General features: G+C 73.5%; 23 protein-coding genes. 11 read left to right on the top strand and 12 right to left on the bottom strand.

Annotated features, from left to right (window positions below):
- The first annotated feature begins 22 nt into the window (after positions 1 to 22).
- The 3 genes from FDM97_RS16410 (at position 23) to FDM97_RS16400 (ending at position 1,896) form a co-directional block, all read left to right on the top strand.
- Positions 23 to 481: a Crp/Fnr family transcriptional regulator gene (locus FDM97_RS16410; protein ID WP_137991149.1), complete on the top strand. Its 459-nt coding sequence runs from the start codon at positions 23 to 25 to the stop codon at positions 479 to 481.
- A gap of 25 nt (positions 482 to 506) precedes the next feature.
- Positions 507 to 1,133, top strand: a complete 627-nt coding sequence (locus FDM97_RS16405; protein WP_137991148.1) for a CBS domain-containing protein — start codon at positions 507 to 509, stop codon at positions 1,131 to 1,133.
- 76 nt (positions 1,134 to 1,209) lie between these two features.
- The gene (locus FDM97_RS16400) at positions 1,210 to 1,896 is read left to right on the top strand and encodes a response regulator (RefSeq protein WP_137991147.1); all 687 of its coding nucleotides are present in this window, start codon (positions 1,210 to 1,212) and stop codon (positions 1,894 to 1,896) included.
- A 24-nt stretch (positions 1,897 to 1,920) separates the two neighbouring features.
- On the opposite strand, the gene FDM97_RS16395 is transcribed toward FDM97_RS16400, so the two are convergent.
- Positions 1,921 to 3,657 (bottom strand): sensor histidine kinase, encoded by a 1,737-nt coding sequence (locus tag FDM97_RS16395; RefSeq protein ID WP_137991146.1) that lies wholly within the window; start codon positions 3,655 to 3,657, stop codon positions 1,921 to 1,923.
- A gap of 51 nt (positions 3,658 to 3,708) precedes the next feature.
- Complete coding sequence (locus FDM97_RS16390; protein WP_137991145.1) at positions 3,709 to 6,423, bottom strand: cation-translocating P-type ATPase; 2,715 nt, start codon at positions 6,421 to 6,423, stop codon at positions 3,709 to 3,711.
- Positions 6,424 to 6,687: 264 nt separating this feature from the next.
- Between FDM97_RS16390 and FDM97_RS16385 the strand changes: the two genes are divergently transcribed.
- Both FDM97_RS16385 and FDM97_RS16380 read left to right on the top strand, forming a co-directional pair.
- Positions 6,688 to 7,311: a CBS domain-containing protein gene (locus FDM97_RS16385; RefSeq protein ID WP_137991144.1), complete on the top strand. Its 624-nt coding sequence runs from the start codon at positions 6,688 to 6,690 to the stop codon at positions 7,309 to 7,311.
- Between the two features lie 22 nt (positions 7,312 to 7,333).
- Positions 7,334 to 8,323, top strand: coding sequence for an Acg family FMN-binding oxidoreductase (locus FDM97_RS16380; protein WP_254705619.1), 990 nt, complete (start codon positions 7,334 to 7,336; stop codon positions 8,321 to 8,323).
- 86 nt (positions 8,324 to 8,409) lie between these two features.
- Here the strand turns inward: FDM97_RS16380 and FDM97_RS16375 are convergent, their stop codons facing one another.
- Both FDM97_RS16375 and FDM97_RS16370 read right to left on the bottom strand, forming a co-directional pair.
- A complete protein-coding gene (locus FDM97_RS16375; protein WP_137991143.1) occupies positions 8,410 to 10,803 on the bottom strand; it encodes a glycoside hydrolase family 65 protein in 2,394 nt (797 codons plus the stop codon).
- The gene (locus FDM97_RS16370; RefSeq protein WP_137991142.1) at positions 10,800 to 11,573 is read right to left on the bottom strand and encodes an HAD family hydrolase; all 774 of its coding nucleotides are present in this window, start codon (positions 11,571 to 11,573) and stop codon (positions 10,800 to 10,802) included. The genes FDM97_RS16375 and FDM97_RS16370 overlap by 4 nt, the downstream gene beginning before the upstream one ends.
- A 241-nt stretch (positions 11,574 to 11,814) precedes the next feature.
- Here FDM97_RS16370 and FDM97_RS16365 point away from each other — a divergent pair, with 241 nt between their 5' ends.
- From FDM97_RS16365 to FDM97_RS16355, 3 genes are all read left to right on the top strand, one after another.
- Positions 11,815 to 13,242, top strand: coding sequence for an MBL fold metallo-hydrolase RNA specificity domain-containing protein (locus FDM97_RS16365; protein WP_137991141.1), 1,428 nt, complete (start codon positions 11,815 to 11,817; stop codon positions 13,240 to 13,242).
- Between the two features lie 114 nt (positions 13,243 to 13,356).
- Entirely contained in the window at positions 13,357 to 14,010 is a 654-nt protein-coding gene (locus FDM97_RS16360; RefSeq protein WP_137991140.1) for a CBS domain-containing protein, read from the top strand.
- A gap of 55 nt (positions 14,011 to 14,065) precedes the next feature.
- Positions 14,066 to 15,400: a nicotinate phosphoribosyltransferase gene (locus FDM97_RS16355; protein ID WP_137991139.1), complete on the top strand. Its 1,335-nt coding sequence runs from the start codon at positions 14,066 to 14,068 to the stop codon at positions 15,398 to 15,400.
- A 32-nt stretch (positions 15,401 to 15,432) separates the two neighbouring features.
- Here FDM97_RS16355 and FDM97_RS16350 read toward each other — a convergent pair whose 3' ends face one another.
- Complete coding sequence (locus tag FDM97_RS16350; RefSeq protein WP_137991138.1) at positions 15,433 to 16,182, bottom strand: SDR family NAD(P)-dependent oxidoreductase; 750 nt, start codon at positions 16,180 to 16,182, stop codon at positions 15,433 to 15,435.
- Positions 16,183 to 16,371: 189 nt separating this feature from the next.
- Between FDM97_RS16350 and FDM97_RS16345 the strand changes: the two genes are divergently transcribed.
- From FDM97_RS16345 to FDM97_RS16335, 3 genes are read left to right on the top strand one after another with little or no spacing between them, the layout of a single operon-like run.
- A complete protein-coding gene (locus FDM97_RS16345) occupies positions 16,372 to 17,301 on the top strand; it encodes a potassium channel family protein (protein WP_137991137.1) in 930 nt (309 codons plus the stop codon).
- Positions 17,302 to 17,348: 47 nt separating this feature from the next.
- Positions 17,349 to 17,960: a CBS domain-containing protein gene (locus FDM97_RS16340; protein ID WP_137991136.1), complete on the top strand. Its 612-nt coding sequence runs from the start codon at positions 17,349 to 17,351 to the stop codon at positions 17,958 to 17,960.
- 5 nt (positions 17,961 to 17,965) lie between these two features.
- Positions 17,966 to 18,679 carry a DUF4389 domain-containing protein gene (locus FDM97_RS16335; protein ID WP_137991135.1) on the top strand — a complete coding sequence of 238 codons (714 nt, stop codon included), beginning with the start codon at positions 17,966 to 17,968 and terminating at the stop codon, positions 18,677 to 18,679.
- Between the two features lie 150 nt (positions 18,680 to 18,829).
- Here the strand turns inward: FDM97_RS16335 and FDM97_RS16330 are convergent, their stop codons facing one another.
- The 7 genes from FDM97_RS16330 to FDM97_RS16300 all read right to left on the bottom strand — a co-directional run bounded on the left by FDM97_RS16330 (position 18,830) and on the right by FDM97_RS16300 (position 26,604).
- The gene (locus tag FDM97_RS16330; RefSeq protein WP_137991134.1) at positions 18,830 to 19,423 is read right to left on the bottom strand and encodes an Rv1733c family protein; all 594 of its coding nucleotides are present in this window, start codon (positions 19,421 to 19,423) and stop codon (positions 18,830 to 18,832) included.
- Positions 19,424 to 19,531: 108 nt separating this feature from the next.
- Positions 19,532 to 19,990 (bottom strand): Hsp20/alpha crystallin family protein, encoded by a 459-nt coding sequence (locus tag FDM97_RS16325; protein WP_137991133.1) that lies wholly within the window; start codon positions 19,988 to 19,990, stop codon positions 19,532 to 19,534.
- Entirely contained in the window at positions 19,987 to 22,374 is a 2,388-nt protein-coding gene (ppsA, locus tag FDM97_RS16320; RefSeq protein WP_137991132.1) for a phosphoenolpyruvate synthase, read from the bottom strand. The genes FDM97_RS16325 and ppsA overlap by 4 nt, the downstream gene beginning before the upstream one ends.
- A 320-nt stretch (positions 22,375 to 22,694) precedes the next feature.
- Complete coding sequence (locus FDM97_RS16315) at positions 22,695 to 23,516, bottom strand: ABC transporter permease subunit (protein ID WP_175439140.1); 822 nt, start codon at positions 23,514 to 23,516, stop codon at positions 22,695 to 22,697.
- Positions 23,513 to 24,532, bottom strand: a complete 1,020-nt coding sequence (locus FDM97_RS16310) for an ABC transporter ATP-binding protein (RefSeq protein WP_175439139.1) — start codon at positions 24,530 to 24,532, stop codon at positions 23,513 to 23,515. The genes FDM97_RS16315 and FDM97_RS16310 overlap by 4 nt, the downstream gene beginning before the upstream one ends.
- Positions 24,533 to 24,733: 201 nt before the next feature.
- Positions 24,734 to 25,702, bottom strand: coding sequence for a universal stress protein (locus FDM97_RS16305; protein WP_137991129.1), 969 nt, complete (start codon positions 25,700 to 25,702; stop codon positions 24,734 to 24,736).
- Entirely contained in the window at positions 25,699 to 26,604 is a 906-nt protein-coding gene (locus tag FDM97_RS16300; RefSeq protein ID WP_137991128.1) for a universal stress protein, read from the bottom strand. The genes FDM97_RS16305 and FDM97_RS16300 overlap by 4 nt, the downstream gene beginning before the upstream one ends.
- Between the last annotated feature and the right edge of the window lie 22 nt (positions 26,605 to 26,626).

The following is a 26,626-nucleotide window of genomic DNA, read 5'->3' as shown; positions in this document are numbered from 1 at the left end:
GACACCGATGAGGAGGCCCCCGATGAGCACTCGTATGCCCCCACGGCTCACCGCGGCTCTGTCCGCGGACCACCGTGAACGTCTGATGAAGTGCGCGCACCCGGTGGACTTCCCCGAAGGGACGCGACTGTTCGAGGAAGGCGGGTACGCCGACCGGTTCTGGATCATCCGGACGGGGACGGTCACGCTGGACGTCCAGGTGCCCGGCAAGCGGCCGGCCGTGATCGACAGCGTCGACGCGGGCGAGATGCTCGGCTGGTCGTGGCTGTTCGAGCCGTACCGCTGGCACTTCGGTGCCGAGGCCATGACGCGCGTCCGGGCGGACGAGTACGACGCGGCGACCGTACGGATGATGATGGACGCCGACCCGAGCTTCGGCTCGGCGCTGGGGCACATCGTCGGACAGATGCTCGCCCACCGTCTCTTCTCCGCCCGGGTACGCCTGCTGGACCTGTACGCCCCGCACGGAAGCGGACTGTAGATCCCACCGACGCCAGGAGACCGTGATGCCCGCCTCGCGCTACACCGTCAGCGACGTCATGACCCACACCGCCATCGCGATCGGCCGTGACGCGCCCTACAAGGAGATCGTCGCGCTCATGGACGAGTGGAAGGTGAGCGCCGTTCCCGTGCTGGAAGGGGAGGGACGGGTCATCGGGGTCGTGTCGGAGGCCGATCTGCTGCCGAAGGAGGAGTTCCGGCGGGACGAGCCCCGCCCGGACGAGTACGACGCGGCGGCCAAGGCCGGGGCCCTGCGGGCCGGGGAGCTCATGTCCAGCCCGGCCGTGACCGTCCACCCGGACGCGACGCTCGCCGAAGCGGCACGGATCATGGCCACACGGCGGGTGAAGCGCCTGCCGGTGGTGAACGACGTCGGCATGCTGGAGGGGGTCGTCAGCCGGAGCGACCTGCTGAAGGTGTTCCTCCGTTCGGACGCGGAGATCGAGGAGGAGATCCGCCTCTCCGTGTTCAGCGAACCGGCCGCTCCGGCGGGTCTCGAGGTCACGGTGAGCGAGGGTGTGGCCGTCGTCCGGGGCGCGCTCGCCGACCGGGGTCTCGTGCCGCTCCTGGCCCGCGCGGTGCGGGCCGTGGAGGGGGTCGTCGACGTCCGTATGGATCTCGACGCCGCGTGAGGCGCCCGTGGAGGCGATCCTTGGCGGACAATCCTTGTGGGGGTGGGTTCGTGCCCGACCGATCACAGGGGTCTCCATGTCCGATCCAGAGGCAGCCACCACACCCACGCGGGTCTTCCTCGTGGACGATCACGAGGTCGTCCGCCGGGGTGTTCACGACCTGATCGACGACGAGCCCGACATGCTCGTGGTCGGTGAGGCCTCGACGGCGGAACAGGCGCTGGCCCGGGGGCCCGCGCTGCGCCCTGACGTGGCGGTACTCGACGTACGACTGCCGGACGGCGACGGCATCTCCGTGTGCCGGGAGCTGCGCTCGCGGATGCCTGAGCTGGTCTGTCTGATGCTGACCTCGTTCGACGACGAGGACGCTCTCCTCGACGCGATCATGGCCGGTGCCTCCGGGTACGTCCTCAAGCAGATCAAGGGGTCCGACCTGGTGTCGGCGGTACGGACCGTGGCCACGGGCCAGTCGATGCTCGACCCGGCCACCACCGCCCGGCTGATGCACTCGCTCCGCGATCCCGAGGTCGCGAAGCCGCCGGAGGACCAGCGGCTCGCGGCGCTGTCGGAGCGGGAGCGGTCCGTGCTCGACCTCATCGGCGAGGGGCTCACCAACCGGCAGATCGCCAAGCAGCTCTATCTGTCGGAGAAGACCGTCAAGAACCACATCTCGCGGCTGCTCGGCAAGCTCGGGGTGGAACGCCGTGTCCAGGCGGCCGTCATCGCCGCCCAGGCCCACGAACACGATTCCGAGGGCACGTGAGGGGACGTACGGGGAGGAAGGCGCTCACTCGTCCGGTGACGGCAGCGGAACCCGCCACTCCAGGACCGTGCCCCGGCGGGGACGGGGGCGCGCCGTCACCGAGAGTTCGCCGCCCAGCCGCTCGGCCCTCACGGTCAGGTTCCGCAGCCCGCTGCGCCTCCCGACCTGGGTGATGCCGACACCGTCGTCACTCACCATCACCGTGAGCACGCCGTCCTCGACGACGACCGACGCCTCCGTCCGGTGGGCCCCCGCGTGCCGGGCCACGTTCGTGAGTGCCTCCCCGATGACCGCGATCACCTCGTCGGCCACGTGCGGTGGCACGTCCGTGTCGAGCAGGCCCTCCATCCGCAGCGCGGGGGCGAATCCGAGCGTCGCCGTCGCCGAGTCCACCGCCTTGACCACGCGGTTCCTGAGTTTCGGGGCGGAGCCGGGGGTGTCGTGCTCCCGGAGGCCGAAGATGGTCGAACGGATGATCTTGATGGTGGCGTCCAGGTCGTCGATGGCACGGTTCAGCCGGTCCGCCGCCTCCGGGTGCTCGACGAACCGCCGGGCGCTCTGCAGGGTCATGCCGGTGGCGAACAGGCGCTGGATCGCCAGGTCGTGCAGGTCGCGGGCGATCCTGTCGCGGTCCTCCAGGAGGATCACCTGCTCGGCATCGCGCCGCCGTTCGGCCAGTTCGAGCGCCAGTGCCGCGTGTCCGGCGAATCCGGGCAGCGGGGCGATCTCGGCGTCGGCGAACGAGGACCGTTCGCGACGGCGGGCGAGGATCAGCACGCCGCTGAGCCGCTCCTTGGTGCCGACCGTGACGGCCACCGCCGGCCCGAAACCCTTCCATCGCTCCGGCCGTACCGTGACCCGCTCGTCGTTCTCGACGTCCGCCACCTTCGCCAGGCCCTCCTCCTCCGCGAGTGCCGTGGCGGCCAGGGTCCCTTCGCTGCTGGGCAGGACGACACCCCGGTGCGCGTCGGCGCCCTCGCCCCGGGCCAGTGAGCCCCGCAGCTCCCCGCCCGTTCCCACCAGGTAGAAGACCCCCATGTCCGCGTCCGCGATGTCCACGGCCTGTTCCAGCATCCCGTCGAGCACCTGGGACTCCTCCGCGCCGGAGAGGAGGGCGCTGGTGAGGTCGGAGCTGGCGGCCAGCCAGCGCTGCCGGAGCCGGCCCTCCTCGTAGAGCCGGGCGTTCTCGACGGCGATGCCGGCCGCGACGGCGAGGGTCGTCACGACGGCCTCGTCCTCGGCGTCGAAGTCCGCCGCCCCCCGCTTCTCGGTGAGGTAGAGGTTGCCGAAGACCTCGTCGCGGACCCGGATGGGCACGCCGAGGAACGAGTGCATCGGGGGGTGGTGGGCCGGGAACCCGTACGAGGCGGGGTGCTCGGACAGCTCGGTCAGTCGCAGGGGCTGGGGGTTGCGGATCAGCTCGCCGAGCAGGCCGTGTCCGGAGGGCAGGGCGCCGATCCGCCCGCGTACCTCGTCGTCGATGCCGACGGGAACGAATTCGGAGAGCTTCTGGTCGTCGCCGATGACGCCCAGGGCCCCGTACTCGGCGTCCACGAGGGTCACCGCCGCCTCCACGATGTGGCGCAGCACGTGCGGCAGGTCCAGTTCCCGGCCGACCGACATGACGGCTTCGAGGAGGCCGTTGAGCCGGTCCCTGGTGCCGCGCACCTCGTCGATGCGCACCTGGAGCTCGTCGAGCAGCTCGTCGAGTCGGAGCCGCGGCAGTCTGGGGTCCGCGGACTCTGGGGTGTCCCGCCCCATGGGGGCCTCCGGTGGCATCGAACGGACGCACGCGCGGGCGGCGCGCACCCTTCACCGTAGTGCGGATGCCCCGCCTGTTCCTGTCGAACCTTCGTGGTGGAAGGCGGTGCGGGCGAAACGGGCTGCCAGGAATCCGGCGGGCGCGCAGGCGAGGGCGATACCGGTCGCCCGCCAGCCCAGTGGCTCCGTCTCCAGGACCGCGCTCAGGAAGGGCACGTGGAGCGCTGCCATGGCGAGGAGCGCCGAGGCGAGGACGGAGAGCGGCAGGAAGGGGTTCTCCCTGGTCAGGAGTCGGGCACGGAGCCCCAGGACGACACCGAGCTGCGCGGCGAGCAGCGCCAGGAAGAGCACGCTCTGCCAGGGGAGGTCCAGGGCCCTGGCGGAGAGTCCCGCGCCGAGGGAGGCCGCGGTGACGACGGCGGCGAGAAGGAGCAGGCGCTGCCAGGCGCCGCCTCCGAGGATGTGCTGGTCCGGAGGGCGTGGCGGGCGGTGCATCGCTCCTGGGGACGCCGGTTCGGCTCCCATGGCGACGCCGGTGAGGCCGTGGGTGAGGAGGTTGATCCACAGGATCTGGCCGGCCCGCAGGGGCAGCGGGAGTCCCAGCAGGGGGCCGATGAGCATGACCAGGATCTCCGCGGCGCCGCCGGCCATCCCGTAGACGAGGAAGCGGCGGATGTTGTCGTAGACGCGGCGGCCCTCCTCGACGGCGGACACGACCGTCGACAGTTCGTCGTCAGTGAGGACGAGGTCGGCGGCCTGCCGCGCGACCTCGGTGCCCCGGGCGCCCATGGCGACGCCGATGTCGGCCCGGTGCAGGGCGGGTCCGTCGTTGACTCCGTCGCCGGTCATGGCGGTCACGGCGCCCCGGGCCCGCCAGGCCTCCACGATGTCCAGCTTCTGCTGGGGGTCGGTACGGGCGAACACCCGGACGGCCGTGAGGTCGGCGACGCGCCCCGCCGCCACGTCCGCCCCGGTCACGACGCGGCCGTCGCCCTCACCGCCACGGTCGCCACCGCCACCGCCACCGCCGTCGCCACCGTCGCCGTCGCCGTCGCCGCCGTGGCCGTCGCCCAGGAGCTGGATGCCGGACGCCACGGCTCGCGCCGTCGCGGGGTGGTCGCCGGTGATGAGGACGGGGGTGATGCCGGCCGCCCGGCACGAGGCGAGGGTCGCGGCGGCATGGGGCTTGGGCGGATCGCTGAGGGCGACGAGGCCGCGGAGGGCGAGGCCCGTCTCCGCCCCGCTCACGGGGCTCGGCAGGTCGTCCCGTACACCCGAGGCCACGGCGAGGACGCGGAAGCCGTGCGCGGCCAGGCGGGCGGCCTCACGGCGGGCCTCGTCGAGGACGTCCGGGAGGTCGAGGAGAACGGCGGGGTCGAGGACCGCTTCGGGCGCGCCCTTGAGGCAGACCAGCACCTGATCGCGCTCCGCGCTGTGCAGGGTGGTCATGCGCTTGCGGAGGCTGTCGAAGGGTGCCTCCCCGATGCGGGGGCGCGTTCCGGCCAGTTCCGCCGGTTCCGGGCAGCCGGCCTTGGCCGCGGCGGCGAGCAGGGCGGCCTCCATGGGGTCGCCCAGGGCCGCCCAGCGGCCGTCGGGCGTCGTCCTGTCGGGCGGCCGGAGCGTGGCGTCGTTGCACAGGGCCGTCACCGTCAGCAGCTCCGTCACGGGCTCCAGCTCGTCCCCGTGCGCGGGCCGGCCGGCGACGAGAGCCTCCCCCACGGGTTCGTATCCGACGCCCGAGAGCTCCACGCTGCCCCGCGGCGTCCAGACGTGCTGGACGACCATGCGTCCCTCGGTCAGCGTGCCGGTCTTGTCGGTGGCGAGGACGGACACCGAGCCGAGCGTCTCCACCGCGGGCAGCCGTCGCACCAGGGCGTTCCGGGCCACCATGCGGCGGGCGCCGAGAGCCAGGGCCAGGGTGACGACGGCGGGGAGGGACTCGGGGACCGCCGCGACGGCGAGGCTGATGGCGGTCACGGCCATCGTGCCGAGCGGGAGCCCGCGTACGAGGCCGAGCGCGAAGACCAGCACGCACAGGGCGAGCGTCACGACGGCGAGGACGCGGCCGAGGGAGGCGAGACGGCGCTGCAGCGGGGTCGGCTCGCGCCGGTCGTCCAGCAGGGCCGCGATACGGCCGAGCGCGCTGGACGCGCCCGTGGCCGTCACCGTGGCCACGCCCCGGCCCCGGACGACGACGGTTCCCGCGCTGAGCGAGGCCCCCGTGTCCTTGTCCACCGGGACCGATTCGCCGGTGAGCATGGACTCGTCGAGGAGGAGGGCGGAGGCCTCCGCGAGGACGGCGTCGGCGGCCACGATGTCCCCCTCCCCCAGCAGGACGACGTCTCCGGGGACGACCGTCGCGGCCGGCACGTCACGGACCGCGCCGTCCCGCCGCACGCGCGCGTGCGGCGCGGAGAGGGCGGACAGGGCGGCCACGGCGTTGTCGGCCCGGACCTCCTGGACCACGCCCACGGTCGTGTTGACGACGATCACGAGGGCGATGACGATCGCGTCGGCGTGGTCGGCGATCGCGAGGGTGAGCGTGACGGCGCCGAGGAGCACCATGATCAGGGGGTCGCGCAGCTGGGCGAGGATCCTGCTGTGCAGACGTACGGGCTTCCTCGCCGCCACCTCGTTGGGTCCCGCGTCGGCGAGCCGGCGGGCGGCCTCCGCCTCGGTGAGCCCGGCGCGTCCGGTGACTCCGGTGACTCCGGCCGGCTCCCGCGCCGCCTCGGGCGCACGGCCCGCCGCTGGCCTCGTCGCCATGGTGCCTCCTGTCCCGGCCGGTGGGCACTGTCCTCACCCTGGCAGCGGAACGGGGGCGGGCGGAGGGCCGCAGGGGGCAACGGAGGGGCCAAAGGTCCTACCGGGGGGCTGGAAGGCGGTCGGCTCGGGCCCTAATGGCCCGGTGGTGGACCGTTCGGCCCCTCGCCGGTCGGTGGCGTGAGAGGGACCGTGGTGACGAGGGACTCCCGGACGGCCCGGCGTCCGGATCGTCGAGTCAGGAGACCGTCGAGTCAGGAGGCGGCGATGAAGCAGATGAAGGTCGGCGGCCTGATGACGGACGACGTGATCTCCGCCGTCCCCTCGACCTCGTTCAGGGACGTGGCGAAGCTGCTCGCCGAGCACGACATCAGCGGCGTTCCCGTCGTGGACGAGGACGACCGCGTCCTCGGCGTCGTCTCCGAGAGCGATCTTCTGGCCCGGCGGGCGCTCATCGCCCGCGACGTCATGACCGCCCCGGCCGTCACGATCCACGCCGAACAGACGGTGGCGGACGCGGCGCGGCTGATGGTGCGGCGTGGGGTGGAGCGGCTGCCGGTGGTCGACGAGGAGGAGCGGCTGGTCGGGATCGTGACCCGGCGGGATCTGCTGCGTGTCTTCCTGCGTCCGGACCCGGAGATCCGGCGCCGGATACAGGAGGACGTCCTGACGGACGCCATGGACCTGCCCGGCGACGCGGTGGACGTGCACGTCCTGGACGGGGTGGTCACGCTCGGCGGCCGCGTCCAGCGGCGGAGCCAGGTCCAGATGATCCTCAAGCTCACCGAGCGGATGGACGGAGTCGTCGCCGTCGTGGACCGGCTGTCCGCGCGCGTGGACGACTCGCAGCTCACGCCCCCGGCTCGCGCCGCACACGACATGCCCTGGTAACCCTCGAGAGACAGGACGATCCGTGTCCACCATCGCCTTGACCCGGCAGCTCGTCACCTCGCTGATCGAGGACGCCGTCACGGCACCCTCGATGCACAACGCGCAGCCCTGGAAGTTCGTCCACCGGACCGGTACCGACACCGTCGAGCTGTACGGGGATCCCGACCGCACGATGCCGCACGAGGACCCCGAGCACCGCGCCCTCCATCTCGGCTGCGGCGCCGCTCTGCTCAGCCTCCGGGTCGCCGCCGCCCACCGCGACCGGTACGCCGACATCCGGCTGCTGCCGGACCGGGACGACCCCTGGCATCTCGCCGACGCGACGCTGCGCGAGCCCGACGCCGAGGACCGCGATCTGGCGGAGCTGTACCCCGCCCTGACGCGACGGCACACCAGCCGCTTCCCGTTCTCCGAGGAGCGCATCCCCTCCGAGCTGCTCGACGGGCTCTGTTCGGCGGCCCTCCTGGAGGGCTGCCGGCTGGTCGTTCCCGGCGCCTGGCACACCGACACCGTCCTCGACCTCGTCCACGACTCCGAGATGTTCGAGGCCACGAACGCGGCGATCCGCGCGGAGATCGCGTCCTGGACGCGCACCGGCGCGGCCGGCGAGGGCCCGGGGACCGAGGGAGTCCCTTCGTACGCCTTCGGCCCCCGGCAGTACGACGTGACCTCCCCCGTACGCGACTTCGACTCCCCCCGCCAGACGCCCGGCCGGCCCTCGGCCGTCTTCGAGAAGAGGCCGCAGCTCGTCCTGCTCGGCACGGCCGAGGACTCGCCGGAGGACTGGCTGAGGGCGGGCCAGGCGATGCAGCGGGTGCTGCTCCGGGCCACCCTCGACGGTCTGTCCACCTCGCTCATGTCGCAGCCGCTCGAGTGGCCCGAACTCCGTTCCCTCGCACGCGATCCGAGCTCCGCCATGGGGTTCGTGCACATGGTCATCCGCCTGGGATACGGCCCCGAGACCCGGGCCACCCCCCGGCGGCCCGTCTCCGAGGTCCTCAGCTTCGTCTGAGGCCCGGCGCGCTTCGTCCGAGGCCCCGACCACGCGGCCCGACCACGCGCCCCGACCTCGTGCCGTGAGCACGCGGCGCGGCCGGTTCACGGAAGCCGGAACCAGCGCTCCTCCCCGGGGGCGACGGTGACCCGCCGTTCCCCGGGAAGGACGACGGTGAGCGGGCCGAGCGGCGAGGCCGGCACGCGCACGCCGAGCCGCCCGGGGAGCATCCGCAGGCGTACCCCCCGGTGACCGCCGAAGCAGAGGGTGAAGGCGAACCGGGGGATCTCCCGCAGCGCCACCGGGGCGACGTGGAGCCCGTCCGGTCCTGCTTCGAGGCCGGTGATCCCGCGCTCGACGAGGTCGATCGTGCCCGCCATCGCGCCGAGGTGGATCCCTTCGCCCGTCGTCCCTCCCTGGACGTCGGCCACGTCGGCCAGCAGGGCCTCCTGGCAGAAGTCCCAGGCCTCGGTCCCCTTCTGACGGGCCAGCACCCAGCCGTGGACCAGGCTGCTGAGCGTCGAGCCGTGGCTGGTGCGCCGCAGGTGGTACGCGACGGTGGCGCGCCACACCTCGTCGTCGACCGCGTACCCGAGCCGGGCGAAGAGGCCGTACAGCTCCGCGGGCTTGAAGAGGTAGCCGAGCATGAGCGTGTCGGCCTGCTTCGAGGCCTGGTAGCGGTTGACCGTGTCGCCCTCGGCCTCCAGGATCCGGTCCAGTCTGCGGATGTTCCCGTAGCGGGCGCGGTAGTGCTCCCAGTCCAGCTCCTCCAGGTCTCCGTAGCCCTCGAACTGGCTGACCACTCCGTGGTGGAAGGGCACGTGGAGGCGCCGGGAGACGTCCTCCCAGTGCTCCGGCGTCTCGCCGTCCAGGCCGAGGCGTTCCATCATCTCCTCGCGTCGCCCGCCGGGCAGTTCGCCGAGCAGGTCGACCGCCCGGGCGAGCACCCACGCGGCCGTCACGTTGGTGTAGGTGTTGTCGTCGATGCCGGGGGTCGCGGCGCCCGGGTACGCGTCGTGGTATTCGTCGGGGCCGACGACTCCACGGATCCGGTAGCGCCCGCGCCCGGCGTCGAAGACCGCGGCGCCGGACCAGTAGCGCGCGACCTCCAGCAGGATCTCGGCCCCCGCGGAGTGGAGGAACCCGCGGTCCCCGGTGGCCTGTGCGTACCGCCATGCGTTCAGCGCGACGGCCGAGCCGACATGGCGCTGGAGGTGGGAGTGGTCGGGCAGCCAGCGGCCCGAGCGGGGGTTGAGGTGCAGGGCCTGTGTCTCCTCGCGTCCCGAACTCGCGCTCTGCCAGGGGTACATGGCCCCCTGTCCGCCGGCCAGGCGTGCGGCGGCCTTCGCGGCCGGGAGGCGGCGGTGACGGTACATGAGGAGCGCGCGGGCCACCTCGGGGAAGTGCAGGGTCACGTACGGCAGGACGAACAGCTCGTCCCAGAAGACATGGCCCCGGTACCCCTCACCGTGCAGCCCCCTGGCGGGGACCCCGGCGTCGAGCTCGGCGGTGTGCGGGGAGATCGTCTGCAGGAGGTGGAAGAGGTGCAGGCGCAGGATCCGGCCCGCCTCGCCGGGTACGTGCAACTCGGCTTGTTCCCAGAGGCGTTGCCAGGACGAGCGATGGCCGGCGAGCAGCGCGGGGAAGGCGGGGGCGCGGGTCACGTGCTCGACGGCCGCGGCGAGCGGATCGGCGGTCGGACGGTCGAGCGAGGTGTGCAGCCCGAGGGTCTTCACCACCGTCGCGGAGCGTCCGGGCCCGACCGGCAGCCGGTAGCTCTGCGTGGTTCCGGTTTTCGCGCACGCCGCGTCGGCCGCGAGCGCGGGCCGGGTGACCGTGCGGACGGCGAGCCCGATCAGGGCGCCGGAGGTGACGGTACGGCAGGACAGCCAGGCGACTCCCTCGGGGGCGATGCCCGTGCGGTGGTCGGTGAGGTGGCGGCCGTCGAGCTCGCGGTAGCGCTCCACGCCCGCGTTGGTGACGGCTCCGTCGAGCCGGGACTCGACCTCGACGGCTCCGCTCCAGCCGTAGGCGCGGAAGATGGAGCGCTGCGCGGCGAGCTGGGGGTCGCCCATGTGCACGATCCTGATGTGGGAGACACGCAGTCCCCGGCCGTGACCGTCCTCGAAGAGCATGCGCCGGGTGAGCACTCCGGTGCGCAGGTCGAGGTGGACGCCGTAGTGACGCAGTCCCTCGCTGTCGGGGGTCAGCCAGGGACCGGGCGGGCCGTCGTCGGGCACGCAGCGGTAGCGCAGCAGGGCCCAGTTCGGCAGGTTGACCAGATCCTCGTTCTCGACCTGCCGGCCCGCGACGACCGAGGTGAGCCGGTCGTAGCAGCCGGCCGCATAGGTCCCGGGGTAGTGGACGGCGTCCGCCGAGGTCTCGGGCGCCGCGCCCCGGGTGGCGAACCTGCCGTTGCCGAGGGTGCACAGCGCTTCGACCAGGCGCTCCCGCTGTGGATCGTAGGAGTGGTACTCCCAGCTCCACGCGGTGCTCACGTCGACGCTCCCCACACCCGCTCCACCAGCTCGGCGAGATCCCCCACGACGAGGTCGGCGCCCCCCTCCCGCAGGGCGTCGGCGCGGGGGCGGCCGGGCGTGCGGTCGAGTCCGACGACGAGTCCGAACCTCCCCCGGCGGGCGGCCTCCACTCCGGCGGACGCGTCCTCGACGACGGCGGTGTGCGCGGGGGCCGTGCCCAGGAGGCCGGCCGCCCGTAGGAAGAGCGCGGGGTCGGGTTTGCCGGGCAGGGCGAGCCGGGCGGCGTCCGTGCCGTCCACCACCACGTCGAACAGGGCGTCGAGGCCCGCGGCCCGGAGCAGCGCCCCGGCGTGCCGGGAGGCGGACACGGCGGCGCGGGGCACCCGGGCGGCGCGCAGCGCGGTGAGCGCGGGTGTCACGTCGGCGAAGCCCACGACGCCGTCGGTACGCAGCGCTTCGCCGAAGGCCTGCTCCTTGCGTGCCGCGACGGCCCAGACGGTGTCGCAGCCGGCCGGGTCGCCGGGCTCTCCGGACGGGAGGGTGATGCCTCGGGCGCGCAGGAAGGCATCGGCCCCGTCGTACCGGGACCTGCCGTCGACGAGCCGCCGGTACTCCGTCTCCGCGTCGAAGGGCCGCTGCCTCGCCCCCGTCGGGGCCAGGAGCGGCAGGCACGCGTCGAACGCGGTCTTCCACGCGGCGGCATGCAGGCGTGCGGAGTCGAGCAGTACGCCGTCCGTGTCCAGGACGACCCCCCGCGGTGGCCGTCCGGCCGGGCCTCGCGCCTTCATGGGCGCCCGCCCCGCACTGCGGTATGCCCCGTTCCCCGGGGCGCGAGTGTCGTCATGACCCGGCCTTCCTCCTTCGGTGCGGTCCCACGCCAGGCCATCCTCAGGCCGGCCGGGTGTGCGGCGCAGGGGCCGTTCGGGCCCCACGAGGGGTCCCGTCGGGCCCATGCCGCGCGGTCGCGCCGGTGTGAGGGTGGAGGCGGGGCCGGTGACACCGGCCCGTGTCTCGAAGGAGGGCCGGCCCATGCCAGCGGAAGCCCCGATCCACGCCCCCGCCGCGCCGCGTCCTGCTCTGCTGAGCTTCCTCGGCGGCGTGGGGACGGTCACCGGCAGCAAGTTCCTCGTGGAGAGCGACCATGCCCGGATCCTTGTCGACTGCGGTCTCTTCCAGGGTTTCGCGAACCTGCGGCGCCGCAACTGGGAACGGTTCGCCCGTGATGCCGCCGACGTCGACGCCGTGGTCGTCACCCACGCGCATCTGGACCACTGCGGCTACCTTCCGCGCCTGGTCCGGCAGGGTTTCCGGGGCCCGATCCTCACCAGCGCGCACACCGCCCGGCTGGCCGGGGTCGTGCTGCGGGACAGCGCCCGCCTCCAGATGGAGGCCGCCCGGCACGCCAACGAGCACGGCTGGTCCAAGCACCGGCCGGCCAAGCCGCTGTACGACGACTCCGACGTCGACAAGACGCTCACGTTCTTCGATCCCGTACCGGTCGGCGCGGAGGTCGAGATCATGGCCGGCAACCGGCTGACGCTGCACCACGGAGGGCACATCCTCGGCTCGGCCTGGGCGCATCTGACGCTGGAGGACGGCCACACCCTGGCCGTCTCCGGCGACCTCGGGCGGCCGGGGCATCCGCTCCTGCTGCCGCCGGAGCCGTTCTCGGGTGCGGACGTGCTGCTGATGGAGTCGACGTACGGCGACCGGCGCCACGACCAGGAGTCCGCCCGCTCGGAGTTCGCCTCGGTGATCGCGCGGACCCTCGCGCGGGGCGGCACGGTCGTGATCCCCGCCTTCGCGATCGACCGTACGGAGGTCGTCCTGCACGAGCTGACCGGGTTGCGCGACTCGGGCGTGCTGCCCCGGTCGGTTCCCGTGTACGTGGACAGTCCCATGGCGCTCGCGGCCCTGGACGTGTACCGGGACGCGGTACGCGAGCGGTCGGCGGAGCTGCGGCCCGAGATTCTGGACCGGGGCGGGGCCGCGCTGAGCCCCGAGCCGTTCCTGGCCGCCCGAACGGTCCAGGAGTCCGTCGACATCAACAGCACCCACGGGCCCGCCGTCATCGTCTCCTCGGCCGGCATGGCCACCGGCGGGCGCGTCCTGCACCACCTGCGCCGGCTGCTGCCCGACCCGCGCAACGCCGTGGTCGTGGTGGGCTTCGCCGCGGCGGGCACCCGGGCGCGGGACCTGGTGGACGGGGCCCGGGCGCTGAAGATGTTCGGCGAGTACGTGCCGGTCCGGGCCGAGATCGCCGACGTGCCGCACTTCTCGGCGCACGCCGACGCCGGGCAGATCGTGGGCTGGCTGCGCGGCGCTCCTGCCCCGCACACCACCTACCTCGTCCACGGAGAGGAGGCCGCCTCGGCCGCGCTGCGCGACCGCATCGACCGCGAGCTGGGCTGGACGGCCGTCGTCCCCCGCTCGGGGGAGGCCGTTCTGGTCCGCTGACACGGGCCCTTCGGGCCCCGCGGGGTGACCCGCGAGGCCCTCCCTCGGCCCGTCGGCGGGCGGGATGCTGGGGGAGGAGGAACCTCCGGCCCTGCGCCCGGTGAGGAAAGAGCCATGACCCCACAGCCGTTCACCGTCGCCGATGTCATGACCAAGAAGGTCGTCGCCGTGCTGCCCGGCGCGGATTTCAAGGAGATCGTCGCCGCCATGGAGCGGTGGAAGGTGACGGCCGTCCCCGTGGTCGAGGGAGAAGGCAGGGTCGTCGGGGTGGTCTCGGAGGCGGATCTGCTCCTCAAGGAGGAGTTCCACGACCACCGCCTCGGTCTCGTCGAGCAGATGCGCCGTCTCGACGCCACGGCGAAGGCCGGATCCCGGAGGGCGGAGGGCCTCATGACCTCGCCCGCCGTCACCGTCACCCCCGAGGCGTCCCTGCCCCGGGCCGCCCGCCTCATGGCCGCCCATCGCGTCAAGCGGCTGCCGGTCGTCGACGCGGAGGGGAGGATCCAGGGCATCGTGAGCCGGGCCGACCTCCTCAAGGTGTTCCTGCGCTCCGACGACGAGCTCGCGGCCGAGGTGCGACGCGAGGTGGTCGAGCACCTGTTCCCGCTCTCGCACCGGCAGGTGGCGGTCCGGGTCGACGCCGGGGTCGTCACCCTCTCCGGTGAGGTGCGTGACGGGGCGCTCATCCCGCTCGCGGCGCGCCTCGCGCGGGCCGTCGAGGGCGTGGTGGACGTACGGTGCGTGCTCACCGCCGCGGACCGGGGATAGACGTGTCCCGCCCCGCCCCCGTGCGGGACGCCGGCCGGCCGCGCATGCTCGAAGCATGTCCCAGGTGACCACCACCGACCTGTACGAGGTCACGATGGCGCTCTCGTACCTGCGGGAGGACATGCGGGCGCCGGCCACCTTCAGCCTGTTCGTCCGCGACCTGCCGCCGGGCCGCGGATTCCTCGTCGCCGCGGGGCTCGAACCCGCCCTGGACTACCTGTCCCGGTTCCGGGTGGGCCGCTCCGACGTCCAGGAGTTCGCGGAGGCCCTGGGGCGGCCCGCGAAGGACCTCGACCCGCTCCTGGGCCTCTCCTTCGACGGGCAGGTCCGCGCGGTCCCGGAGGGGCGTCTCGTCCTCGCCGGTGAGCCGCTCCTGGAGGTCACCGCGCCACTGCCCCAGGCCCAGCTCGTGGAGACGTACCTGCTGTCCCTCGTCTGCCATCAGACGGCGGTCGCCGCCAAGGCCGCACGGTGTGTGCTCGCGGCCTCCGGGCGGCCCCTGGTGGACTTCTCGCTGCGCCGGGACCACGGGCCCGAGGCCGGCATGCAGGCGGCGCGGCTCTGCGCGCTGGTCGGCTTCGCCGGCACCAGCAACGTCGCCGCCGCCGGCCGCTACGGCATCGCCGCCTCGGGCACCATGGCGCACTCGTACATCGAGTCCTTCGCCTCCGAGGAGGACGCCTTCCGGGCGTTCGCCCGCACCCACCCGGGCCCGGTCACCTTTCTGGTCGACACCTACGACACCGACCAGGGGGTGGCGACGGCCGCGCGCGTCCTGACGGACCTGGGGCGCGGTCCGGGGTGCGCGATCCGCCTCGACAGCGGCGACCTGGGGGCGCTCGCCCACCGGGCCCGGGCCGCCCTCGACGCGGCGGGCCTGCGGGACGTGCGGATCATCGCGAGCGGAGGCCTGGACGAGTACGCCGTCGCCGCCCTCGTACGGGACGGGGCCCCGATCGACGTGTTCGCCGTGGGGACGCGGGTCGGCGTGGCCGCCGACGCCCCGTACCTCGACGCGGCGTACAAGCTGGTCGAGTACGACGGGCGGCCGGTCATGAAGCTCTCCTCGGCGAAGGTGACGGCTCCGGGCCCGAAGCAGGTCTTCCGCGGTCCCGGTCTGCGGGACGTCATCGGTCTCGCGAACGAGGAGCCGCCCGAGGGCACGGAGCCGCTGCTGCGGACCGTGATGCGCGGCGGGCTGCGCACGCAGCCGCCGGACACCCTGGACGCCGCGCGCGGCCGCTTCGAGGCCGACCTCGCGCGGCTGCCGGAGACCGCCCGGCGCATCGAGGGCCCCGAGGGGCCGGTGCCCGGGGTGTCGACGCGTCTGGCGGCGCTGACGACGGTCGTACGGCACCGGATCGAGGCGCGGACGGCGGCCGGGCGGTGACGGGTCAGCGGTGACGGATCAGCGGTGACGGGTCAGTCGGCCGAGGCGGCCAGCATCATGCTGCCGGTGGTGGCACCACCGTCGACGACGAACTCCGAGCCCGTGGAGTAGGTGGCCTCGGCGGCCAGGAACACCGCCATGCGAGCCACCTCCTCGGGGGTGCCGAAGCGGGCGATGGGCTGGTCGACGGTGATGGACTCGTCCATGCCGGCGGTCATGGGGGTGCTGATGGGACCGGGGTGGACGGAGCAGACCCGGATGCCGTCGCGGGCCAGGTCCAGTGCGGCGGCCTTCGTCAGTCCGCGCAGGCCCCACTTGCTGGCCACGTACGCGCCGAGGGACGCGTACCCCATCAGGCCGGCCGTCGACGACACGTTGAGGATCACCCCGCCGCCCGCGCGGCGCATCGACGGTGCGACGGCGCGCATGCCCAGCCACGGGCCGACGAGGTTGACGTCCAGGACGCGGTGGAACGTCCGGGGGTCGGTCTCCTCGATCGAGCCGAACTCCACGATGCCCGCGTTGTTGACGAGGAGGGAGACGGGACCGAACTCCCGCTCGGCCTCGGCGACGGCGGAGGCCCAGTCGGCCTCGCTCGTCACGTCCGCCGCGCAGAAGAGTGCCGCCGCGCCGATCTCCTCCCGCAGGGCCCGGCCCTCCTCCCGCAGTACGTCGGTGATCACGACGGAGGCGCCTTCGTCGACGAACGCGCGTACGACGGCCTCGCCGATCCCCCGGGCGCCCCCGGTGACCAGGGCTACCCGCCCGTCCAGGCTCTTCATGGCGGCCTCCTCGGCTGCGTGGTCCGACGTCCTCCGGTCCTCCTTCGACGCTGGCACCGCCGCCCCGCTGTCGGCATGAGCCGAACGGCCCGGAGCGGGGACCGATCGGGCCCGGGCCCGGCCTCCGGCGGGCTGAGATCGTCGGCGGGGGGCGGGAGACTCCCGTCGAGAACGGGAAGGGCTGGTCGAATGACGTGGCTTTCGATGCTGGTGGGCGCTGTCCTGGTCCTGTTCATCCTGCGGGACGTGTTCCACACGCTCTGGCACCCGACCCGGCACGGCGGTCTGAGCCGGCTCGTGATGATGTCGATGTGGCGGCTGTCGATGCGTCTCGGCGTGCGGCGGCGCCCCGCAGGACTGGTGGGCCCGCTGGGCATGGTGACGGTCGTCGCCGTCTGGGCGCTGACCGTCGCGGTGGGATGGGCGCTCATCTACTGGCCCCACATGCCGGAGCGGTTCTCGTACGCGACGGGGCTCGTCCCGTCCGAGCACGCGGGCCCGGTGGACGCGCTGTACATCTCGCTGGTCACCCTCGCCACGCTCGGTCTGGGAGACATCGCGCCCGCCTCGGGGTGGCTGCGGGTGTTCGCTCCGATGGAGGCCCTGGTGGGCTTCGTCCTGCTGTCGGCGACCGTGTCGTGGATCCTCGGCATCTACCCGGCACTGGCCCGCCGCCGAGCGCTGGCGCTGCGTCTGTCCCACGTGCGGCGCAGCCGGGCCGGCGCCGAGGCGCTGGACTCGGACGGCGGTGCGGCGCTCCTGGACGGTCTCGCCTCGGCCGTCTCGGTCGCCACCGTCGACTTCATGCAGTACGCGGAGTCGTACTACTTCTACGACGGTGACGAGAACACGTCCCTGGCCGAGCAGCTCGGCTACACGGCCGGCCTCGCGGGACAGGCCGCGCGTGCGCGTCACCCGGATGTCCGGCTCTCCGCGTCGGTGCTGCGTACCGCGCTGGACGATCTGGCCGTCGTCCTCGACGAGCGCTTTCTGCGGACCGAAGGGGGCCCCGACCAGGTCTTCGCGGCGTACGCGAGCGACCACGGGCGGGCCCGGAGCTCCGGTCCGTCGGAGTCCGGGGGGCCGGACGGCCCTCGCCGGGGCGGTGGAAGGGGGTGATCCTGAGAGGGGGGGCGCCGGGCGATCTCGCGGGAAGGTGACGAGCGATGAGGCACCGCAGCGTCGCGGATCTCATGACGCCCACGGCCGTCAGTGTCGTGGCGGGCACGACGTTCAAGGAGATCGCACGGCTCCTCGACGAGTTCGACATCACCGCGGTGTGCGTGGTGGACGAGTCGAACCGGCCGCTGGGCGTGGTCTCAGAGGCGGACCTGGTCCGCCGGCGCGCCGCCGGGACCGGCCCCGACACGGCGGGGTCGCTCATGTCGAGCCCGGCCGTCGTCGCCCGCCCGGAGTGGAGCGTGGTGCGGGCCGCCCGCGTCATGGAGCGGGCGAAGGTCAAGCGCCTGCCCGTCGTCGACGACGACGGCCGGCTCGTCGGCGTGCTCAGCCGCAGCGACCTCGTCCAGCTCTTCCTCCGCCGCGACCGGGCCATCCAGGAGGAGATCGTCGAGGACGTGGTCACCCAGACCCTGGGGCTCAGCCCCTCGGCCCTCTCGGTGGAGGTCACGGACGGCCGGGTCACCCTCAGCGGCACGGTCCGGCGCCGCAGCCTCGTACCGGTGATCCTCAGGCTCTGCAACAGCGTCGACGGCGTCGTGGGGGTCGTCGACCGGCTCCAGTACGAAGACGAAGACGACGACCTGACGAGGAAGTGACGATCATGGATCAACCCCGTACCCCGTCCCCGTACTCGTACCCTCCGGTCGCGGTGACGGCCGAACTCGACACCCCGCTGTCCCGCTGGCTGTGGCTGGTCAAGTGGGTTCTGCTCATCCCGCACTGGTTCGTGCTGTTGTTCCTCTGGATCGCGTTCTTCGTCATCACCGTGATCGCGTTCTTCGCCGTCCTGTTCACCGAGCGCTACCCGCGGGGCCTGTTCGACTTCAACCTCGGCGTGCTGCGCTGGTCGTGGCGCGTCTCGTACTACGGGTACAGCGCTCTGGCCACCGACCGCTACCCGCCGTTCAGTCTGGGACCGGAACCCGACTACCCGGCGCGGCTGGACATCGCCTACCCGGAGCGGCTCTCGCGCTCGCTCGTCCTCGTCAAGTGGTGGCTGCTCGCGATCCCTCACTACCTCGTGATCGCCTTCTTCACGGGCGGGTCACGGGCCGCCTGGTGGGGCGGCGGTCTGATCATGCTGCTCGCGGTCATCGCGGCCTTCGCGCTCGCCTTCACCGGCACGTATCCGCGTGACCTGTTCGTCCTGCTGATCGGCCTGAACCGCTGGGTGCTGCGGGTCGCCGCCTACGCGGGCCTGATGACGGACGCCTACCCGCCCTTCCGGCTCGACCAGGGCGGTACGGAGACGGCCACGGAGACACCCGGCCCGGACCGGCCGGCGAAACCGTGGGGGCCCGGTTCCGTGGCGTGACCGTCGGCCCAGGGTCTCCACGGCGCTCGGCCTCTGGACCGACGCACCCCTCCGGGCCTGGGCAGCGGCTCGCTCGGGTCGATGCCCGGGGGGTCGGTGGGCGCCGCGGGTGGGGTGCTCCGCTCCGTGGCGGTGCGGCTCGTGGAGGGGTCAGTCATCGCCCGTCCCCGGGCCGCTGCCCCGGGGCAGCCGGCCGGACCACACCGGTTCCACCACTTCCCACTCGCGTTCCCAGGCCGCGAGGCTGCGTGCCTCGGTCCGCCGTCGTACGAGGGCGAGGGCGCCGATGCCGACCGCCGCCACGGCGCCGGTCGCCACGATGCCGCCCGAGAGCGAGGCGAACGTGCGCTCGCCGGCGCCGCCCGGGGCGCGGGCGGGCTCGCCGGAGTCGTCCACCCAGATCGTCAGGGCGTGACCCTCGGGCGTCCGGGGCGGCACCTGGATCGTGCCGGACCGGCCGACCTGGTCGGGGTACTCCCACACGGCCGGCGCGGTGGACCGCGGCTCCGCGCCGTACCGGGCGGTGGTGGCCGGGGCCTTGGCCCGCTCGGTGGTGGTCGCCGTCACCTGGTGGCGGTGGGTGGCGAGTTCACGGTCGGCCGCGACGCCCGCCTTCCACACCATCCAGCCCGCGAGTGCTCCGCAGAGCAGAGCGATCACGGTGACGAGGATCGGGGCGGCTCGTCCGGTGGGCTTCGTCCCGGACGGGGTGGACTCGGGCCCCGATGGATCGTGGTGGATCATGTCGCGCCTCCGGGGAGTGCCCGGCCGGACCTGGGGTCCGTCAGCGGGTGGCGATGGGTTCGGCTCCGACGCGGTGCGCCCGCGCCCTGATGCGCTCCGGGCGGGGGTTCATGACGCCTCTCCCCCGGGGGCGGGGCCGATCCGCTTCACCGGAACGGTCCGCACGGCCGGCGTCTCCTCGGCGGGCATCGGGACACGGACGGTGAGAATGCCGTCCTTGTACGAGGCCTCGACGTCGTCGGCCGGGATCCGGGCCGGCAGGCGTACGGTCCTGCGGAACGATCCGTAGCGGAACTCGGAGTGGTCCTTGTCCTCCTCGCTCTCGGCGTGCTCCGCGCTCACGGTGATGAGGTTGTCGTCGACCGTGATGGCGATGTCCTTGTCGGGGTCCATTCCGGGCAGTTCGGCCCGCAGGACGTATCCGCCCTCGCCGCTGGTCACCTCGACCGGGATGGAGTGGGCGGCGGTGGCGGGGCGCCATCCGGGCAGTCCGGGGAACTCCCTGTTGAACCAGTCGTTGAAGTCGGGGAACAGGCTGTGCCTGCGTTCCGCCTTGGCTCCGCTCATGACGTGCTCCTCAGATGTGTTTCGGCGTGCGCCACGTGCTGTTTCACCGTGGCGAAACTGTCGGGGGCCACCGAGACCGAGTCGACGCCGGCGCTCACCAGGAACTCGGTGAAGGCGGGGTCGTCGCTGGGGCGTTGCCCGCACAGGCCCACGGGCCTGCCCGCGGTGTGGCCCCGGTCGACGAGGGTCCGGATGCTGCGGGTGACCGCCGGGTCGGCCTCGTCGAAGATGTCGGCGAGAGCCTCCGCGTCGCGGTCGACGCCGAGGGTCAGCTGGGTCAGGTCGTTGCTGCCGATGGAGAACCCGTCGAAGCGCTCGGCGAACTCCTCGGCCAGGATGATGTTGGCCGGTATCTCCGCCATGACGTACACCCGCAGACCGTTCCGGCCGCGTTCCAGTCCCTCCCGCGCCATGACCTCGAGCACCCGGTCGGCCTCGCCGAGAGTGCGGCAGAAGGGGATCATGACGACGACGTTGGTCAGGCCCATCTCGTCGCGCACCCGCCGCAACGCCCGGCATTCGAGGGCGAATCCCTCGCGGTAGCCCTCGCTGTAGTAGCGGCTCGCTCCGCGCCAGCCGATCATCGGGTTCGCCTCGTCCGGCTCGAAGGGCCGGCCGCCGAGCAGCTTCGCGTACTCGTTGGTCTTGAAGTCGCTGGTCCGTACGACGACGGGGGCGGGCCAGCGCGAGGCCGCGAGCCGGGCGATGCCGTGGGCCAGCCGGTCGACGAAGTAGGCGCCCCGGTCGAGGTACCCCTCGGTGAGCCGCTCGATCAGGAGCCGGTCCGGCGCGTCGAGGCGCGACGGGTGCAGCAGCGCCATCGGGTGGACCTTCACCTGGTGGGCGACGATGAACTCCAGCCGGGCGAGGCCCACTCCGTCGGCGGGGAGCCGCCACCAGCGGAAGGCGGCGGAAGGGTCGGCCAGGTTGAGCATGACGCGGGTCCGGGTGGTGGGCAGGGTCTCCAGGTCCGTCTCGGACTCCTCGTAGGAGAGCAGCCCCTCGTACACACGGCCGCGTTCTCCCTCGGCGCAGGAGACGGTCACCTCGCGGACACCCGGCAGGACGCGCGTGGCGTCGCCGGTGCCGACGACGGCGGGGACGCCGAGTTCGCGGCTGACGATCGCCGCGTGCGAGGTGCGTCCGCCGTGGTCGGTGACGATCGCGGAGGCCCGCTTCATGACCGGTTCCCAGTCGGGGTCGGTGATGCCGGTGACCAGGACGCCGCCGGGCGGGAAACGGTCGAGATCGACAGGGGTGTCGAGGGCGACGACGGGGCCGCGGCCGATGGCCTCGCCCACGGCGATGCCGTCGACGAGCGGCGCCGCCGGCACGGCGGTCAGACGGCAACGGCGCAGCGTGGTGGTGCGGCGGCGCGACTGGACGGTCTCGGGGCGGGCCTGGACGATCGAGAGTTCGCCGGTGAGGCCGTCCTTGGCCCACTCGAGGTCCATGGGGCAGCCGTAGTGCTTCTCGACGGCCGCCGCCCACCCGGCGAGGGTCCGTATCTCGGTGTCGTCGAGCACGCGTCGGTTCCGCTCGGCGTCCGGGGTGTCGATCGTGCGGGTCAGGCCGGCGTCCGCGTACACGGTCTTGAGCCGCTTGCTGCCGACCCGGACGTCGATCACGGGGTTCAGGGCCGGGTCCTTCATGCTCGGCTTGAAGACGGTGTACTCGTCGGGGTCCACCCGGCCGCTGACGACGGTCTCCCCCAGTCCCCAGGCGGCGCTCACCACGATCACGTCGGGAAAGCCGCTCTCGGGGTCCAGGGTGAAGATCACGCCGGCTCCGGCCAGGTCCGCGCGGACCATGAGCTGGACGCCGACGGAGAGGGCGACCGTGAGGTGGTCGAAGCCCATGCGCTCGCGGTAGTCGATGGCCCGGTCGGTGAAGAGGGACGCGTAGCAGCGCCTGCAGGCGTCGAGGAGCCGGCCGGGGCCGCGGACGTTCAGATACGACTCCTGCTGCCCGGCGAAGCTGGCCTCGGGGAGGTCCTCGGCCGTGGCGCTGCTGCGCACGGCGACCTCGGGGTTCTCCCGCCCGCACGCCCGCGCGAGATCCTCGTACGCGGCGACGATCTCGGCGCCCAGTGCCTCGGGCAGCGGTGCGGCGAGCATCGACGACCGGATGGCGGCGCCGACCTCGTCCAAGGGGGCCCCGTCGTGCAGCCGCCCGATCTGCTCCTCGATCCGCGCGCGCAGCCCGTGGCCGGCGAGCACCTCGTCGTACGCGTCCGCCGTCGTGGCGAAGCCGGGGGGCACCCGCACCCCGGCGGCGCCGAGCTGTGCGGTCATCTCGCCCAGGGAGGCGTTCTTGCCTCCCACACGGCCGACGTCCCGTCGGCCGAGTTCCGTGAACGGTACGACGCGTCGAAGAGGTGCCATGGCGGTCTCCGGAGCTCTGGGCTCGGTGTCGGTAGGGCTCGGCAGGATCAGTAGGGCAGCGGGCGGCCTCGGGGGGTGCGCAGATCGAGCGGCACGGGCCGACGGGGCCGGTGGGGGCGGGTCGGGATCCGGGTGCGCTCCATCGTGCTCACCTCTTCGGCCGGGGAATCCGGTTCGGCGTCCGGTCTCCACTGTGCCCCTCGGGGGTCTCGCAGGAGCAGTGCCGAAGGGGCCGCCGGCGAGGGCCGGATGGGCCGCATCCCTGGGGGACCGACCGGCCCAAGGGGCGGCGGCCACCGGGCGGCGGGGGGACGGGACGGTCAGGGGGCCAGGTCGCGGCGGCGGAGCAGCAGGTGCGCCAGGACGAGACCGGCCGCGCCCACGCCCACCAGGACCGCCAGGCGCGGCCACAGGACGGCGCCCTGCGCGAGGGCGTCGCCCGGGGTGTAGTAGTGGAACGGGCTGACGTACCGCAGGGACGCCGCCGGCGACCAGGCGAGGGCGATGAAGTTGACGGCGAACCCGACCGCGCCGATCGTGACGACCGCGCCGAGGACCTGGGCGCGTCGCCGGCCGGCCGCCGACACCGCGAGCGCCGGTCCGATCAGGCACAGGACGAAGCCGTACCCCATGAGTCCGGCCGCGAACACACCGCCGAGGCCGACCTCCCGGTGGATCTCCGGGGAGAGCGCCACACCGGCCGCCACGGTCAGCGTGGCGGCCGCGGTCAGCGCGGCGGAGGCGATGAGGAGTGCGGCGGTGCGCTCGGCGAGGAGCCGGGCGCGGGTGACGGGCCGGACCATGACGAGCTCGATCCTGCCCGATTCCACGTCCGCGGCGACGGCGGCGGCCGCCAGGGAACCGATGACCGTGAGCTGCAGGGCGATCCAGAAGGGGTGGGTCAGTCCCGCCCCGAGCAGCCCGGCGTAGCTGGCGATCGAGACGTCCCCGCTGGATCCGCTGAACGCCCGGTAGGCCGAGGGCGGGTTTCTGCCGCCGCCGGAGAAGAGCTGCCCGGGCGGGATCGTGTTCGTCACGACGACGATGAGCGCCTCGAAGACCACCATGCCGATCAGCAGGGTGGTGAGCATGCGCCGCCGGCGGTGCAAGGCCAGCCACAGGAGCGGCCACCGGGTGGTCACGGCGGTTCTCCGGGGGCGGGGTCGGGATCGGGGGCGGGGTCGCGGGCACGGCTGGGGGCGGGGTCGCGGGCACGGTAGAGGTCGAGGAACGCCTCGTCGAGGCCGGCCTCCTCCACCGTGATGTCGACGACCGGGAGGGCCAGCAGTCCACGCAGCGTGGCGATCACCTCGCTCGGCGGTACCAGCAGTTCGGCCCGGTCGCCCTCCCAGCGCGGGCTCCAGCGGTCCGCGTGCCCGAGGGACCGTGGGCGGCCGCCCCGGTCGTCGCCTTCGAGCGTGACGCGGATCCTGCGGGCCCTGGCCTCGCGCAGCGCGGCGACCCGCTCCACGGTGACGAGCCGCCCCTCGCGGACGATGGCCACCCGGCCGCAGGCGCGCTGCACTTCGGGCAGGACGTGGCTGGAGAGCAGCACCGTGCGCCCGGCCCCTGCCGCCTCCGCCATCAGCTCGTAGAACGTCTCCTGGACCAGGGGGTCGAGACCCTCGGTCGGTTCGTCGAGCACGACGAGGCGGGGGTCGTGCTGCAGCGCCTGGACGAGCCCGAGCTTCTGCTTCATCCCCCGGGAGTAACCCTGGACGGGGCGGCGCAGGTCTCTGTCGGAGAGCTCGAGGCGGGCGCACAGCTCCCCTCTGCGGGGTGACGGCGCCCCCTGCAGCGCGGTGAGCAGGTCGAGTGTCTGCGCGCCGGTGAGTTCGGGGTAGAGCCGGAGCTCTCCGGGCAGATAGCCGAGCGCGGGCGCGAGCCTCGGGTGGTCGGCGACGGGGTCGAGGCCGAGGACGCGCACCTGGCCGGCGGTGGGCCTGAGGAGCCCGGTGAGGCAGCGGAGCGTCGTCGTCTTTCCCGCCCCGTTGGGGCCGAGGAAGCCGAAGACCTCGCCGGCGCCCACGGTCAGCGACAGGGTCTCGATCCCGACGACCGATCCGTACCGCTTGGTGAGGCCGTGCAGAGCGATGGCGGGCTCGTCGGCCCCGCGTCCGGTCCGGGGCGGCCCGGCGGCGCGCGTCCCGTCGCTCACAGGAACATCGCCGATACGGAGATGGTGCACACCGGACGCAGGGGGCGGGGGTCCATCGCGTGCGCGGCGGACCGGTGCCGGGGTGCGACTGCGGGCGCCGGTGGCTTGGGCAGCACGTCGCTCGGTCCCTCAGGGGCCTGGGGACGGGCCGGTGTCCGGGGCTTGGCCGCGGTCCGCTGTCTCGTCGTCCGGCTCATGGGGTCACCTCGTTCCGGTGTGCGTTCCGGTGTGGGATCCGCTGTGGGGTTCGCCGTGGGGTTCGCTGTGGCGCTGGGATCGCCGCGCCCGTGCCATGTCGCTGCGGTCCTCGCTGCCGCTCCGGTCGCGTTCGGGCACGGGAACGGTGATCACCGGGCAGGTGGCGCGGTGCAGCAGACCGTGGACCGTCGAGCCGAGCCGCATGCCGGTGTAGCCGCCGCGGCCCCTGCGGCCGACGATCAGGGCGAGGGAGTCCTGGGACGCCAGGGCGAGTTGCTCGACCGGATGTCCCCGCAGGACCTCTTCGGCGATCTCGACGTCGGGGTAGCGCTCCGCCCGGCCCGCCATGGCCTCGGCGAGCAGCCGCCGGCGGTCGGCCAGTCCTTCGGCGACGTCGTCATGGCTCAGGACGGGACGGGGCCAGACCCAGACGGCCCGCAGCCGTGCCTCGCGCAGGCTCGCCTCGTCCACGGCGAAGGCGACGGCTGCCCGGCAGGACTCGCTGCCGTCCACTCCGACGACCAGGGTCGGGGGGTGGACCGCGGTGTGCTCCGGGGCACGGACCACGACGACGGGGCAGTCGGCGCCCGCCGTGAGAGGCAGGGCCACCGAGCTCTCGCTGAGGATCTCGGCCGCCCTGCCCAGCCGGCGGGAGCCCACGACGACGAGCGCCGCCCGCGCCGCCATGTCCCGCAGCACGGGCGCCGGCGCCCCGGCGCGGAGCTCCGTCGCGATCCGCAGACCGCTCTGCAGTTCCCTGGCCAGGTCCTCGGCGTTGGCCAGGGCCGACTCCGCCTGCATCCGCAGCGCGCTCCGGTGGGCGAGCGCGTCGTACCGCAGGCCTTCGTGGCCGGGTGGCACGGCCACGACCATGCGCAGCCGCAGCCCCCTTCGTACGGCTTCGTCGACGGCCCAGACGAGAGCGGGGACGGACTGCTCCCGGGGGTCGACGCCGAGCAGGATGTCGTTCACGTCTCCGCGTCCCGCGCGACGAAGGCCGGCGGGATGATCTCCACCGGGCAGTGGGAGTGGTGGAGCAGCGTGTGCGCGACCCGCCCGAGGGAGGGGCCCACGCCCAGGGCACGGTGTTCGCTGCCCATGACGAGCAGGTCGGTGTGGGCGCTCGCCTCGACCAGGATGCCGGGCGTGCTCGTGCCCGTCTCGACGTGGTGGCCGATGATCAGGTCGGGGTAGACCTCGCGTACGTGGTCGGCGAGCGCCTTCACCTCGTGGACGCGCTGGCGCGCGATCTCGTCGAGGTCGTCGAGCATGGTCGCGACGTCGCCGACGTGCGTGAGCAGGTTCCAGACGCTGACCACCCGCAGCGATGCCTTGCGGGCGTCGGCCTCTGCCGCCGCCACGAGCAGCCAGCCCAGGTCCGAGGCGCCGTGCACGGCCGCGGTCACCGAGCCCGTCTCCGGGCGGTCGCTGTCCCCTCGTACGATGATCACGGGAACCTTGGCCCGTGCCGCCACGCCGAGCCCGACCGAGCCGAGCATGAGGGCGGCGAACCCGCCGTGGCCCCTGCTGCCCACCACGATCGTGCCGCGGCGGCCGGCGGCGGCCAGCAGGCCGGCCACGGGCTCCTGGCGGCTCAGCTCCTTGGTGACGACGAGGCCGGGGAAGCGTTCCCGGACCGCGCCCGCCGTGGCGCTCAGGAGCTCGCGGGCCACCTCCCGTACCGCCTGGATCGTCTCGGCGTTGGCCAGGATGGCCCGGCGGTCGGTGTCGGCGGCGTGGACGAGGTGCAGCGGGCGGCCTCGTCGGTCCGCCTCGGCGGCGGCCCACAGGGCGGCCGTCCTCGCGGACGGCGATCCGTCGACCCCGACGATGACGTTGCCCAACTCCGGCCGGGCGGGGATGTCGCTGGTCATGGCTCCTCCTCGGAGTACGTCC

Source organism: Streptomyces vilmorinianum (assembly GCF_005517195.1).
Taxonomy (GTDB): Bacteria; Actinomycetota; Actinomycetes; order Streptomycetales; family Streptomycetaceae; genus Streptomyces; species Streptomyces vilmorinianum.
This window is presented reverse-complemented; position numbering and strand designations above follow the sequence as displayed.

What these genes read in the sequence shown, in the direction of transcription:
- FDM97_RS16370 (WP_137991142.1), bottom strand. Translation starts at nt 11,573, where the DNA reads ATGAAGGCGCGAGGCCCGGCCGGACGGCCACCGCGGGGGGTCGTCCTG.
- FDM97_RS16360 (WP_137991140.1), top strand. Translation starts at nt 13,357, where the DNA reads ATGACCCCACAGCCGTTCACCGTCGCCGATGTCATGACCAAGAAGGTC.
- FDM97_RS16330 (WP_137991134.1), bottom strand. Translation starts at nt 19,423, where the DNA reads ATGATCCACCACGATCCATCGGGGCCCGAGTCCACCCCGTCCGGGACG.
- FDM97_RS16355 (WP_137991139.1), top strand. Translation starts at nt 14,066, where the DNA reads ATGTCCCAGGTGACCACCACCGACCTGTACGAGGTCACGATGGCGCTC.
- ppsA (WP_137991132.1), bottom strand. Translation starts at nt 22,374, where the DNA reads ATGGCACCTCTTCGACGCGTCGTACCGTTCACGGAACTCGGCCGACGG.
- FDM97_RS16400 (WP_137991147.1), top strand. Translation starts at nt 1,210, where the DNA reads ATGTCCGATCCAGAGGCAGCCACCACACCCACGCGGGTCTTCCTCGTG.
- FDM97_RS16340 (WP_137991136.1), top strand. Translation starts at nt 17,349, where the DNA reads ATGAGGCACCGCAGCGTCGCGGATCTCATGACGCCCACGGCCGTCAGT.
- FDM97_RS16345 (WP_137991137.1), top strand. Translation starts at nt 16,372, where the DNA reads ATGACGTGGCTTTCGATGCTGGTGGGCGCTGTCCTGGTCCTGTTCATC.
- FDM97_RS16385 (WP_137991144.1), top strand. Translation starts at nt 6,688, where the DNA reads ATGAAGCAGATGAAGGTCGGCGGCCTGATGACGGACGACGTGATCTCC.
- FDM97_RS16405 (WP_137991148.1), top strand. Translation starts at nt 507, where the DNA reads ATGCCCGCCTCGCGCTACACCGTCAGCGACGTCATGACCCACACCGCC.
- FDM97_RS16365 (WP_137991141.1), top strand. Translation starts at nt 11,815, where the DNA reads ATGCCAGCGGAAGCCCCGATCCACGCCCCCGCCGCGCCGCGTCCTGCT.
- FDM97_RS16390 (WP_137991145.1), bottom strand. Translation starts at nt 6,423, where the DNA reads ATGGCGACGAGGCCAGCGGCGGGCCGTGCGCCCGAGGCGGCGCGGGAG.
- FDM97_RS16325 (WP_137991133.1), bottom strand. Translation starts at nt 19,990, where the DNA reads ATGAGCGGAGCCAAGGCGGAACGCAGGCACAGCCTGTTCCCCGACTTC.
- FDM97_RS16350 (WP_137991138.1), bottom strand. Translation starts at nt 16,182, where the DNA reads ATGAAGAGCCTGGACGGGCGGGTAGCCCTGGTCACCGGGGGCGCCCGG.
- FDM97_RS16335 (WP_137991135.1), top strand. Translation starts at nt 17,966, where the DNA reads ATGGATCAACCCCGTACCCCGTCCCCGTACTCGTACCCTCCGGTCGCG.
- FDM97_RS16395 (WP_137991146.1), bottom strand. Translation starts at nt 3,657, where the DNA reads ATGGGGCGGGACACCCCAGAGTCCGCGGACCCCAGACTGCCGCGGCTC.
- FDM97_RS16300 (WP_137991128.1), bottom strand. Translation starts at nt 26,604, where the DNA reads ATGACCAGCGACATCCCCGCCCGGCCGGAGTTGGGCAACGTCATCGTC.
- FDM97_RS16410 (WP_137991149.1), top strand. Translation starts at nt 23, where the DNA reads ATGAGCACTCGTATGCCCCCACGGCTCACCGCGGCTCTGTCCGCGGAC.